The following is a 12,505-nucleotide window of genomic DNA, read 5'->3' as shown; positions in this document are numbered from 1 at the left end:
CTTTATGTTTTCGGGGGCGACGCGCGCCGCCCCCGCATCGGTTACGGCGCGGTCGTTTCGCCCAGATAGAAGCCGGTGTGCGTCGGCTGGTTGTAGGCGGTGTTCTGCCACGCGACGCTGGCGCGATAGACCGGGTCGTGCATCAGCGTCGGCAGGCGCGTTTCGGTGGGGTAGGGCGTCGCATAGATGCGCAGCGACTGGTTGTCGGCGGCGGCCATCACCACCTCCTCGCGCCAGTCGCCCAAGATGTCGGCGGCCAGCGCCGGCGTCGCCTTGGTACCGTTGGCGGAGATGGTGCCGGTCATGTTCAGCAGCGTCGTCGCGGTGCCGGTGGTCCAGTTCCACTTGCTGATCGTCGTGCCGTCGAGCAGCTCGCGTAAACGGTCGCCGTCCCACCAGATGGCAAAGTTTGTCTGGGCGGGCTTGGCGGCGCTGATTACCTGACCGGCGGCCGTCATCAGGCCGGTGTGGCGGGCGGACCAGTTCTCTTCGCCGGCGTAACGTGGATCGATATCGGCGGAGACGCCGCGGCCATTGTCGCGATTACCGGAGACGGTCCACAGCACCTGGCCGGTGCGGGCGTCCATCATCGTGGCGGCGATGCCGCCGTTGCCGGCGAAATCCTCATGCACGCCGAACCGTTCCAGACCGGGGCGATTGGGGTCGAGGTCGCCGACGTGGAGGGCGTCGCCATGGCCGACCTTGATGTTGTTGACCTTGGCGGTCCACATCGCCGTGCCGTCATCGTCGATCGCCATCGATCCGTAGATGATCTCGTCACGGCCGTCGCCATCGACATCGGCGATGCTGAGATTGTGGTTGCCCTGACCGGTATAGTTGCTGGGCACGCCCTGCGCCGAGGAATCGAAGAACCAGCGTTGCACCAGCTGGCCGTTCCGGAAATCCCACGCGGCCACGGTCGAGCGGGTGTAATAGCCACGGCCCATCACGATGCTGGGCCGCGCGCCGTCGAAATAGGCGGTGCCGGCGAGGAAACGATCGACGCGGTTGCCGTAATTATCGCCCCAGATCGCGCTGAGCTGGGCGCCGGTCGGGTTCTCGGTGTTGGGGTGGCGGCCGGGGACGTACTTCACCGTGCTGAGCGCGCGGCCGGTGGCACCTTGGAACGCGGTCAGATATTCGGGGCCGGCCAGGACATAGCCGGCGGTGTTGCGGAAATCGGCGGATGCGTTGCCGATCACCCGGCCCTCGCCATCGACGGTGCCGTCGGCGGTCTTCATCACCACTTCGGCGCGGCCGTCACCGTCGTAATCCTGCACCTGGAACTGTGTGTAATGCGCGCCGGCGCGGATGTTGCGGCCGAGGTCGATCCGCCACAGACGGCGACCGTCGAGCGTATAGGCGTCGAGCAGCACCGGGCCGGTATAGCCGGACTGCGAATTGTCCTTCGAATTGGTCGGGTCCCACTTCAGCACGATCTCGTACCGGCCATCGCCGTCGAGATCGCCGACGCTCGCGTCGTTGGCGGTGTAGGTATAGGCGACGCCGTCGGGCGTCGTGCCGCCGGCGGGTTGCTGGATGGGGATCGTGCCATATCCCGCCGCCCAGACGCGGGCGGTGAAGGCGCGGTCCTGTTCGCGACCGTTCACGACCACCTTGATCGCATAGGTCGATGTCGCCGTGCCGCCGTCATCGCGGAAATTGGTCGCGCCGGTCAACGGCGCGGCATTCAGCTTCACGCCGTCACGGTACAGGTTGAAACCGGTGCCGGCGGCGTCGGTCGACAGCAATCGCCAGCTGACCAGGATGCCGGTGCCGCCGATCGCCGGCACCGCCGTGACGCCCCGATCGAGCCGTTCGATCTGTCGCGCGCCGATTGCCGGGGCGGCGGCCACCAATGTCGTTGCGATCGCGACGATCGATGCTCGTGCCGCGGTTCTCCAAAGCGCCTTGCTCATGCTCATCCTCTCCCTGCCGCCGTGTTCGGTCGACAGGGACAATGATGCAGGCTTAATTTGAGTCGATCAATAGTTGATTTACTATTCCATATAACGAGAGTCGTTACTCAATCCGGTCGTTTCATGCGGAACAGCGCATCCTCGCGCGTCTCAAAATAATCGGCCGGACCGCCGCCGCGAGAGATCGGTCGGGCACGGGCTGTCTGGTAGATGCCGTCTTCCAGCAGGGCGGCATCGATATGGATGCCGACCGCCTCGCCGATCACCAGCCATTGGTCGAGCGCGCGGCCTTCCTTGGTCTCCAGCCGGATCAACTGGGTCAGCTTGCATTCGAACGCGACCGGGCTGGCCGCAACGCGGGGCGGGGCAACGAGCCGGGAAGGAGTGGCTTCCAGTCCGGCGAGCGTGAATTCGTCGTCGTCAGTCGCCGCCGAACTGGCGTTCATCGCCTCGGCCAGATCGCGGGTGGCGAGATTCCAGACGAATTCGCCGGTCGCCTCGGCATTGGCGACCGAGTCCTTCCACCCCATCGACGAAAAGCCGATCAGCGGCGGCCGGTAATTGAACAGGTTGAAGAAGCTGTAGGGTGCGAGGTTGCGTTTGCCCGCCGCCGACACGGTGGAGATCCAGCCGATCGGTCGCGGCGCGACGATCGCGTTGAGGGGGTCGTGCGGCAGGCGATGGCCTGCCGCGGGTTCGTAGAAATGCCATTCGGTCATGCCCGCATAACTGCTATGGCGGGTAAATGGTTACAGAGCCCGTCCCCCCCGGCACGATCATTAGCCGCCATTCGATCGGCACGCGCATCTGGCATTGGGTGAATGCGGTCGCGATCTTCGTGCTGCTCGGCTCCGGCCTCGGCATCTCGAACGCGCATCCGCGGCTGTATTGGGGGCGGTACGGGGCGAACTTCGATTATGCGTGGCTGCAACTGCCGCGCTTTCCGGCGTGGATCACCATCCCGGCGAACTACAACCTTGCCATCTCGCGGCGCTGGCACCTGTTCTTCGCGCTGGTGCTGGGGTTCGGGTTACTGGCGTATATGCTCGTCAGCCTCATCAACCGCCATTTCCGCCGCGACCTGACGCTGCGGCGAGCGGAGTTGAACCGGCGGCATTTATGGGCCGATTTCCGCGCGCATCTGAACTTCCGGTTTCACGACCCCGAACGGCCGCGCGATTATAATATCTTCCAGAAGCTGTCGTACATCGTCGTGCTGTTCGTGATGCTGCCGCTGGTAATCCTGACCGGCATCGCGCTGTCGCCTGGCATGGATGCGGCGTGGCCATGGGTACTGGATGTGCTGGGCGGGCGGCAATCGGCGCGGTCGGTGCATTTCATCATGGCGACGCTGATCGGGCTGTTCACGATCCTGCATCTGGTGCTCGTCATCCTGGCGGGGGCGGGCAACGAGGTGCGATCGATGATTACCGGTCGCTGGCGGGTGCCGGCAGAATGACGACGCCGCCCTTTTCGCGTCGATCGCTGCTCGCCGGTGGCGCGGGATTGCTATTGGCCGGGTGCGACCGGGTGATCCAGATCCCCGCCGCCCGCAAAATCCTGTTCGCGGGCGAGGATATGCAGCGCGGCCTGCACCGCGCGCTTCAGAATCGCGGTGCGCTGGCGCCCGAATTCACGCCCGCTCAGATGTCGCCGGTGTTCCGGTCGAACGGCACGCGCGACCCGAATACGCCGGCGTACAGGGCGATGGTCGCCAATCGCTTCGCCGACTGGCGGCTGGCGGTCGGCGGGCTGGTCGATCGGCCGCTGTCGCTGTCGCTTGCCGATCTGCGCGCGCTGCCCAATCGCAGCCAGATCACGCGGCATGACTGTGTCGAGGGTTGGAGCGCGATCGGGCAGTGGACCGGGCCGATGCTGGGCAATGTGCTGAAGGCGGCGGGGATGCGGGAAACCGCGCGCTATGTCGTGTTCACCTGCGCCGATCTGTACGGCGGCGCGCCTTATTACGAATCGATCGACATGGTCGACGCGTTTCACCCGCAGACGATCCTGGCCTGGGCGATGAACGGCCGTCCGCTCGACATTCCGCATGGTGCGCCGGTGCGGCTGCGCGTGGAGCGGCAACTGGGGTACAAGCACGCCAAATACCTGATGCGGATCGACGCGGTCGCCAGCCTGGACGGGATCGGCAAGGGCAAGGGCGGTTTTTGGGAAGATACCGTCGATTACGATTGGTACGCCGGAATCTGAACGCGGGTGGTGGCAAGGATCGCCGACCGATATTAAGTGAACGGCATGGCGCTGATCGACCGTTTCTTCACTGCCCAGGTCAAGCGTGGGCAGCTCACCGTTACCCATGCCGATGGCATTACCCGGACCTTCGGGACCCCCGATCCCACCCTGCCCGATGTGGCAATCCGCTTCACCGACCGGGCCGTGGTGGGGCGCATCGCGCGGCATCCGGCGCTGGGCGCGGCGGAGGCGTTCATGGACGGGCGGCTGGTGATCGATCGCGGCGATATCCGCGATCTGGTCAATCTGCTGAAAGGCAATTCGCCGTGGGAACGGGGGAGCACCCTGCGCCCCGCCGCGCCGATCCGGCTGTTCGGGCAGGTCATCCACCGGCTCGACCGCATCAACATGGCGCGCCGGTCGAAGCGCAACGTCGCGCATCATTACGATCTGTCAGACCGGCTGTACGACCTCTTCCTCGACGCCGATCGCCAGTATAGCTGCGCGTACTTCACCGATCCCGCCAACACGCTGGAACAGGCGCAGGCCGACAAGAAGGCGCACATCGCCGCCAAGCTGCTGCTGAAACCGGGCATGAAGGTGCTCGATATCGGGTGCGGCTGGGGCGGCATGGCACTGTACCTCCACGCCAAGACCGGCGCCGAGGTGCTGGGCGTCACCCTGTCCGAGGAACAGTTGAAGGTCGCGCGCCGCCGCGCGCAGGAAGCGGGCGTCGCCGACAAGGTGCGGTTCGAGCTGATCGATTACCGCGCCGTCACCGGCATTTTCGACCGGATCGTGTCGGTGGGCATGTTCGAACATGTCGGTCCGGCGCATTATGGCGCGTTCTTCCGCCAATGCCGCGACCTGCTGGCCGATGACGGCGTGATGTTGCTCCACACGATCGGCCGGATGGGTGGCCCCGGCGTCACCGACACCTTCACCACCAAGTACATCTTCCCCGGCGGGTACAATCCCGCCCTGTCCGAGATCGTGCGCGGGTATGAGGGGACCAAGCTGTTCCCGACCGATATCGAGGTCCTGCGCCTGCATTACGCACTGACCATCGATGAATGGTACGACCGCACCGTCGCCGCCAAGGAGCAGATCGTCGCGCTATACGACGAGCGCTTCTATCGGTTGTGGACGTTCTACCTAGCCGGTGCGGCGGCGGCGTTCCGGACCGGTGGCATGGTCAATTATCAGGTGCAATTGTCGAAAAGCCGCCTCGCTGTGCCGCTGACCCGCGACTATATCGCCGATGCGGAGCGCGTGTTGCGCGAATGACACGGGCGTGGCGACATCGCCACGATTGCCACAAACCGGTCACATATCGGGATTAGCCAGCCGGTCAGGGGTATCCGCTTCTTCGCAGGGAGTGTGCCTTGCCATCCGGTACGCGAAAACGCGGCCGGGCCGGCGGGACACGGGGTGACGGACGCCACCGATGACACCTGTTGGGGGATATATCCGTGCCATTCCGTTACCTGAAGCCCGCCCTGTCGCTGGGCGCGGGGCTTTCCGCGCTCGCGTTCGCCACCGTCGCCACGGCGCAGACCCCGCCCGCCGCCGGTGCGCCCGATCCCGCCTCGACCCAATCCGCCGCGCCCGCCGCGAGCGATGATACGGGGCTGGAGGAAATCACCGTCACCGCCGAGCGTCGGTCGGAGAATCTCCAGCGCGTGCCGGTGTCGGTCGCCGTCGTCGCCGGGCAGGAACTGCGCGATTTCCAGTCGGGCGGTGAGGACATCCTGGCGCTCGCCGGGCGCGTGCCCGGCCTGTATGCCGAGACGACGACCGGCCGCATCTTCCCGCGCTTCTATATCCGTGGCCTCGGCAACATCGATTTCTACCTCGGCGCGTCGCAGCCGGTGTCGATCATCCAGGACGATGTCGTGCTGGAACATGTCGTCCTGAAATCGAACCCGGTGTTCGACGTCGATCAGGTCGAAGTACTGCGCGGGCCGCAGGGTTCGCTGTTCGGCCGCAATACGACCGCGGGCATCATCAAGTTCGACACGATCCGCCCGAGCCAGACATGGCAGGGTCGCGCGCAGGCGTCGGTAGGCAGCTACTACACCACCAGTTTCGACATGGGCGTCGGCGGGCCGCTGGTCCGCGATCTCGTCGCGGTGCGGCTGTCGGCGCTGATCCAGCACCGCGCCGACTGGGTCGACAACGCCTTTGCCGGCACCAGCCCCGACGGCACCGCCACCCCGCGCAAGGATGCGATGGGCGGTTTCGACGAGCGTGACGTGCGTCTGCAATTCCTGCTGACCCCCACCGACCGCGCCTCGGTCCTCGTGTCCGGTCATGCCCGGTGGTACGACGGCACATCGACGCTGTTCCACCGCGGCGCACTGAAGCGTGGATCGAACGATGCCTCCGCCGAACCACGCGGTGTCGTGGCGTATGACGAGGGGCAGGACAATCCGCAGTCCTACGACACGCAGGGCGCGTCGGTGAACGCCAGCTATGATTTCGGCGGCGTCACGCTGACCTCGATCAGCGCGTGGGAGACGACCAGCGGATACAGCCGCGGCGATACCGATGGCGGCGCGGCGGTGCTGTTCCCCTTCAACGGCCGGCCCAACGGTTTCGGCCAGAGCCAGGGTCAGGTCCGCGATCTCGACCAGTACACGCAGGAGGTTCGCCTCGCGAGCGCGGCGGGCAATCGCTTCACGTGGCAGCTGGGCGGCTTCTATTTCAACTCGGCCGACACCACCGATTTCTACCAGCGCACGTTCTTCCTGCGCCAGCCCGATGCGCTCGGTGCCGTCCGCAATCCCAACAACTGGGTGCGGTTGTTCAACACCAACCGCAGCTATGCGGGCTTTGCGCAGGCCAGTTACAAGCTGACCCCCGATTTCACGATCACCGCCGGTGGCCGCGTGACCGAGGACAAGAAGCGTACCCGCCTGTTGAAGAACGCCGGCTCGGCCGCCAATCCCTATCGCGGCCGCACCGATGTGACGCTGAAGGACACCAAGCCGAGCTGGGATGTGAGCGCGCTGTATCAGGTCGATCCCGCCAACAGCATCTATGCCCGCGTCGCGCGCGGTTTCCGGGGGCCGACCATCCAGGGTCGCTCGGCGGTGTTCAACGCCGATTTCACGACGGCGGACAGCGAGACGGTGACGTCGTACGAGGTCGGCACCAAGTCGAGCCTGTTCGACAACACGGTCCGCTTCAACACGTCGGTGTTCACTTACACGGTCAACGACATCCAGCTGAACGGCAATGATTCGAACGGCAACGGCGTGTTGTTCAACGCCGACAAGGTGCGCGCGTACGGCATGGAGGCCGAACTGGAATGGCGGCCGGTGCGCGATCTGGCGTTCAGCCTGGGCACCAGTGCGCTGTCGTCGAAGATCAGGGACAACCGCGTCTTCGCGCAGACGTGCAGCCTGAACGGGGTGCAGACCTGCACCGTGCTCGATCCGTTCTTCACGCGAGGGACCGGCACCGGGCGCACGTACTTTGCGCAGATCGACGGCAATCCGCTGCCCAATGCCCCACGCTGGAACCTCGACGCGGCGGTGCGGTACGATGTGCCGCTGGCCAATGACGGCAAGGTGTTCTTTGGCGCCGACGGCAATATCCAGGGCTATACCAACTTCATCCTGTACCGGACGCGCGAATTCTATGCCGACGGCAATTTCGAGATCGGGTTGAAGGCCGGTTACGCAGCGCCGAACGACGCGTGGGAAATCGCCGCCTTCGCGCGCAACGTGACCAACGAGAAGAACCTGAAGGGCGTGATCGAGAATTACAACGCCGCCGTGTTCAACGAACCACGGATCATCGGCGTGTCGCTGAGCGGCCGCTTCAAGTAACGGCCAGACCCGGTGGCGCCCGCGCACCACCGGGTTTTTCGTTCAACGGCCCTTGCTGACGCCGGCCTTCGCCGCCGCGCGTTCGTCGGTGCCGACCTTGCCGTCGCGATTCGCGTCATAGGCATCGAACGTCGCGGTCAGCAGCGCCTGTGCTTCGGCCTGCGTCACCTTGCCGTCCTTGTTGGCGTCGGCGCGCGTGAACCACAGGTCCGACAGGCGCTTGGCGTGGACGGGATCGATCTTCTTGCTGCCCGCCGCCATTGTCCCGATCCGTGCCTGCACCTCGGCGCGGGTCAGCACGCCGTCCTTGTCGGTGTCGGACGCGGCGAATTCGCGGGAGAATTTGGCGGAGGCCGATGCGCGGGTTTCCTGCGCCGACAGTGGGGCGGCGACGGCCATGACGGCAACAGCGGCAATAACGAAACGCATGCAGATGATCTCCAGACGGGTGCCGCCGTCTTGCGTGACGGCGGCTGCATCGGCGCTGAACGCATCACCGGACGGTTGCGCCCCGCGCGCCCAGCGCATAGGGGCGCGGACATGACCGACACGCCCGCGATCAACAAAGTCGTCCTCGCCTATTCCGGTGGCCTGGACACCAGCGTCATCCTGAAATGGCTGCAGCAGAATTACGGGTGCGAGGTCGTGACCTTCACCGCCGATCTGGGACAGGGCGAGGAACTGGAACCGGCGCGCGCCAAGGCCGAGCTGATGGGCGTGAAGCCGGAAAACATCTTCATCGACGACCTGCGCGAGGAGTTCGTGAAGGAGTATGTCTTCCCGATGATGCGCGCCAACGCGCTGTACGAGGGGACGTACCTGCTCGGCACGTCGATCGCCCGGCCGCTGATCGCCAAGCGCCAGATCGAGATCGCGCGCCAGGTCGGCGCCGATGCGGTCAGCCACGGCGCGACGGGCAAGGGCAATGACCAAGTCCGCTTCGAGTTGGGCTATTACGCGCTGGCGCCCGACATCAAGGTGATCGCGCCGTGGCGTGAGTGGGATCTGACCAGTCGCACCCGCCTAATCGAATTTGCCGAATCGCACCAGATTCCGGTCAGCAAGGACAAGCGCGGCGAAGCGCCGTTCTCCACCGACGCGAACCTCCTCCACACCTCGTCCGAGGGCAAGGTGCTGGAAGATCCGTGGGATGAGGTGCCCGAATATGTCTATTCGCGCACGGTGAACCCAGAGGACGCGCCGGACACGCCCGAGACGATCACGATCGATTTCGAGCGTGGCGACGGCGTGGCGCTGAACGGAGAGGGGATGAGCCCGGCCACGTTGCTCGCGCGCCTGAACGACCTTGGTCGCGCGCACGGCATCGGCCGGCTCGATCTGGTCGAGAATCGCTTCGTCGGCATGAAGAGCCGCGGCATGTACGAAACGCCGGGCGGCACCATCTATGCGATGGCGCATCGCGGGATCGAGCAGATCACGCTCGACCGGGGCGCCGCGCATCTGAAGGACGAGCTGGCGCCGCGTTATGCCGAGCTGGTCTATAACGGCTTCTGGTTCTCGCCGGAGCGCGAGATGTTGCAGGCGGCGGTCAACTACAGCCAGGAAAAGGTGACGGGCACCGTCCGGCTGAAGCTGTACAAGGGATCGTGCATCGTCACCGGTCGCAAGTCGCCGCATTCGCTGTACAGCGAAAAGGTCGTGACGTTCGAGGACGATCAGGGCGCGTACGACCAGCGCGACGCCGCCGGCTTCATCAAGTTGAACGCGCTGCGCCTGCGCCTGCTCGGCCGGCGGGATCGCTGACCCGGCCGGTTGCGCTGACGACTCCCGGCGCTTAAGGCATTCGTGATGGGGGAAAAGCTGCACTGGTGGCAGACGCGGTGGTTCGTGGCGCTGATGGCGATCGCGGTCACCATTCCGCTATGGTGGCCCGAGATTCCACCGTTGGTCGATCTGCCCGGCCATATGGGGCGTTACCGCGTCCAGCTGGCGATCGGTGACAACCCGTGGTTGCATCAATGGTATGATTTCCGCTGGTCGCTGATCGGTAATCTCGGCATCGATCTGCTCATCATCCCGCTCGCACCGATCTTCGGGCTGGAACTGACGGTGAAGCTGATCGTGATGGCGATCCCTGCGCTCACCGTTACTGGCCTGTTGTGGATATCGCGCGAGGTGCACGGCCGCATCCCCGCGACCGCATTGTTCGCATTGCCGCTGGCGTACAGCTATCCCTTCCAGTTCGGGTTCGTGAATTTCGCGCTGTCGATGGCGCTGGCGCTCAACATGTTCGCCTGGTGGTTGCGGCTCGCGCGGCTGGGCCGGCTGCGGCTGCGCGCGATCGTCTTCCTGCCGCTGTCATGCGCATTGTGGGTCTGCCACACCTTTGGCTGGGGTGTGCTCGGCGTTCTCGCCTTCTCGGCCGAGCTGATCCGCCAGCACGACCTGCGCAAGGATGGCCGCGGTGGCCATTGGCTGGAGGCGCTGGTGCGCGCCGGTCTCGGCTGCCTGCCGCTCGCGCTGCCGATGGCGCTGATGATCTTCTGGCGATCGGGCGACCACGTCACCGGCCAGACCGCCGACTGGTTCAACTGGCAGGCCAAATTCAGCTGGGTCACGATGGTCCTGCGCGACCGGTGGCAGGCATGGGACGTCGCCTCTGCCACGGTGCTGTTCCTGATCCTGGTAAAGGGCGTCCACGATCGCCGGATCGAACATTCGCGCAATCTGGCGCTCTCGGCGATTTTCCTGCTGATCGTGTTCCTGATCCTGCCACGCATCGTGTTCGGCTCGGCCTATGCCGACATGCGCCTTGCCCCGTTCGCGCTGGCGATCGCGGTGATCGGCCTGCGCCCGCGCGGTGGCCTGTCGTTTCGCGGCGCCGCGACCTTCGCGACGCTGGGCCTGATCTTTTTCGGCGCGCGGCTGGTGGGGACGACGTGGAGTTACTGGCTCTACGATCGCAGTTATGACCGGGCGCTGGCGGCGTTGCAGTATATTCCCGACCGGGCGCGTGTCGTCAGCTTCGTCGGCCGGCGCTGCCGCGACGACTGGGCATATAGCCGGCTGGAACATGTCCCCGGCCTGCTGCTCGAGCGCAAGTTCGCCTATACCAACGATCAATGGTCGATGGCCGGCGCGCAACAACTGACGACGCGCTACTACGCGGCGAAGGGCTTCGCGCATGATCCGTCACAGGTGGTGACCGACCGGCGCTGTCGCGGCGAGTGGTGGCGGCCGCTGAGCATGGCGCTGGCGACCTTCCCGCGTGATGCGTTCGATTATGTCTGGCTGCTCAACCCGCCGCAGTACGACCCGGCGCTGGTGCGAGGGCTGACGCCGATCTGGCGCGATGGCCGTAATGTGTTGTTCCGCATCACCGATCGTCGTCCGCTGGCGGATATACCCCCCGCCTCAACTCGGCCTCAGCCGCGCTTGAACGGCGCCATCTCGGCCAGATAGCTTGCCTCCGCCGCGACCCCTTCGCATTCGCGGGTCAGGAAATCGGCTACCGCGCGACGGAAATTCGGATCGGGGATATAGTGCGCGGACCAGGTCGGCACCGGCACATAGCCGCGCGCCAGCTTGTGTTCGCCCTGCGCCCCCGCCTCGACCCGCGCCAGGCCGCGCGCGATCGCCGCGTCGATCGCCTGATAATAGCACAGCTCGAAATGGAGGAACGGCACCTCCTCCGTCGAACCCCAATACCGGCCGTACAGCGCATCGTCGCCGACCAGATTGAGCGCCCCCGCGATCGGCACGCCATCCCGCTCCGCCAGGATCAGCAGCACCCGGTCGCCCAGCGCCGCACCCAGCAGGGGGAAGAACGACCGCTTCAGATATGGCGTCCCCCATTTGCGACGGCCGGTATCCTGATAAAACGCCCAGAACGCATCCCAATGCTCTGGCCGGATCGCGTCGCCCGACAGATGCCGGATCGTCAGCCCCTCGACCGCCGCGGCGCGTTCCTTGCGGATCGCCTTGCGCTTGCGCGACGCCAGCGCGGCGAGGAAATCGTCGAACGTCGCATAGCCGTCATTGGCCCAGTGGAACTGCGTGCCCTGCCGGATCAGCCAGCCCGCCGCCTCGAACGCCGGCACCTGCTCGTCGGTAACAAAGGTGGCATGGGCGGAGGACAGGCCATTCTGGTCAACCACCGTCTCCAGCGCGGCGATCAGCGCCGGGGCGACTGCCGGATCGCGCAGCAACAGCCGGGGCCCCGGCACCGGGCTGAACGGCGAAGCGATCTGCAATTTTGGATAATAATCGCCACCCGCACGCTGCCACGCATCCGCCCAGCCATGGTCGAACACATATTCGCCCTGGCTGTGCGACTTGGCATAGGCGGGGACGATGCCGGCGGGGCGGCCATCGGGGCCGTCGATGACGATCGGCAACGGTTGCCACCCCGATCGCCCGCCGACGCTGCCCGATTGCTCCAGCGCGGCGAGGAAGCCGTGGCTGACGAACGGGTTGCCGGCACCCGCGCACGCATCCCAATCCGCCGCCGCGATGGCGCAGACCCCCTCGCACAGGCGTGCGCTGACACCGGTCAAGAGTCTGCACCGGATTGGCGGGGCGGGAAGGCGAAGCGGG

At 65.6% G+C, this 12,505-nt stretch carries 10 protein-coding genes; 6 read left to right on the top strand and 4 right to left on the bottom strand.

The genetic code is table 11. The features are described from left to right. Positions 1-41: 41 nt before the first annotated feature. Both ASG67_RS10415 and ASG67_RS10410 read right to left on the bottom strand, forming a co-directional pair. Positions 42-1,919 (bottom strand): rhamnogalacturonan lyase, encoded by a 1,878-nt coding sequence (locus tag ASG67_RS10415; protein ID WP_056529521.1) that lies wholly within the window; start codon positions 1,917-1,919, stop codon positions 42-44. 107 nt (positions 1,920-2,026) lie between these two features. Then, on the bottom strand, positions 2,027-2,638 hold the full coding sequence (locus ASG67_RS10410; RefSeq protein ID WP_056529518.1) for a flavin reductase family protein: 612 nt from the start codon (positions 2,636-2,638) through the stop codon (positions 2,027-2,029). A 26-nt stretch (positions 2,639-2,664) separates the two neighbouring features. On the opposite strand from ASG67_RS10410, the gene ASG67_RS10405 reads away from it, so the two are divergent. The 4 genes from ASG67_RS10405 (at position 2,665) to ASG67_RS10390 (ending at position 7,948) form a co-directional block, all read left to right on the top strand. Beyond that, on the top strand, positions 2,665-3,378 hold the full coding sequence (locus ASG67_RS10405) for a cytochrome b/b6 domain-containing protein (protein WP_056529515.1): 714 nt from the start codon (positions 2,665-2,667) through the stop codon (positions 3,376-3,378). Further along, the gene (locus tag ASG67_RS10400) at positions 3,375-4,130 is read left to right on the top strand and encodes a molybdopterin-dependent oxidoreductase (RefSeq protein ID WP_056529512.1); all 756 of its coding nucleotides are present in this window, start codon (positions 3,375-3,377) and stop codon (positions 4,128-4,130) included. Before ASG67_RS10405 ends, ASG67_RS10400 begins: the two co-directional genes overlap by 4 nt. A gap of 45 nt (positions 4,131-4,175) precedes the next feature. After that, entirely contained in the window at positions 4,176-5,399 is a 1,224-nt protein-coding gene (locus tag ASG67_RS10395) for an SAM-dependent methyltransferase (protein WP_056529509.1), read from the top strand. 185 nt (positions 5,400-5,584) lie between these two features. After that, on the top strand, positions 5,585-7,948 hold the full coding sequence (locus ASG67_RS10390) for a TonB-dependent receptor (protein ID WP_235535160.1): 2,364 nt from the start codon (positions 5,585-5,587) through the stop codon (positions 7,946-7,948). Positions 7,949-7,990: 42 nt separating this feature from the next. Here the strand turns inward: ASG67_RS10390 and ASG67_RS10385 are convergent, their stop codons facing one another. Then, the gene (locus ASG67_RS10385; protein WP_056529506.1) at positions 7,991-8,476 is read right to left on the bottom strand and encodes a hypothetical protein; all 486 of its coding nucleotides are present in this window, start codon (positions 8,474-8,476) and stop codon (positions 7,991-7,993) included. Positions 8,477-8,488: 12 nt separating this feature from the next. Here ASG67_RS10385 and ASG67_RS10380 point away from each other — a divergent pair, with 12 nt between their 5' ends. Both ASG67_RS10380 and ASG67_RS10375 read left to right on the top strand, forming a co-directional pair. After that, on the top strand, positions 8,489-9,712 hold the full coding sequence (locus tag ASG67_RS10380) for an argininosuccinate synthase (protein ID WP_056529502.1): 1,224 nt from the start codon (positions 8,489-8,491) through the stop codon (positions 9,710-9,712). Between the two features lie 45 nt (positions 9,713-9,757). Next, entirely contained in the window at positions 9,758-11,371 is a 1,614-nt protein-coding gene (locus ASG67_RS10375) for a hypothetical protein (RefSeq protein ID WP_200940776.1), read from the top strand. Here the strand turns inward: ASG67_RS10375 and ASG67_RS10370 are convergent. Beyond that, entirely contained in the window at positions 11,335-12,465 is a 1,131-nt protein-coding gene (locus tag ASG67_RS10370; protein ID WP_056529499.1) for a GNAT family N-acetyltransferase, read from the bottom strand. The genes ASG67_RS10375 and ASG67_RS10370 overlap by 37 nt on opposite strands. Between the last annotated feature and the right edge of the window lie 40 nt (positions 12,466-12,505).

Source organism: Sphingomonas sp. Leaf339 (assembly GCF_001426195.1).
Classification (GTDB): Bacteria; Pseudomonadota; Alphaproteobacteria; order Sphingomonadales; family Sphingomonadaceae; genus Sphingomonas.
This window is presented reverse-complemented; position numbering and strand designations above follow the sequence as displayed.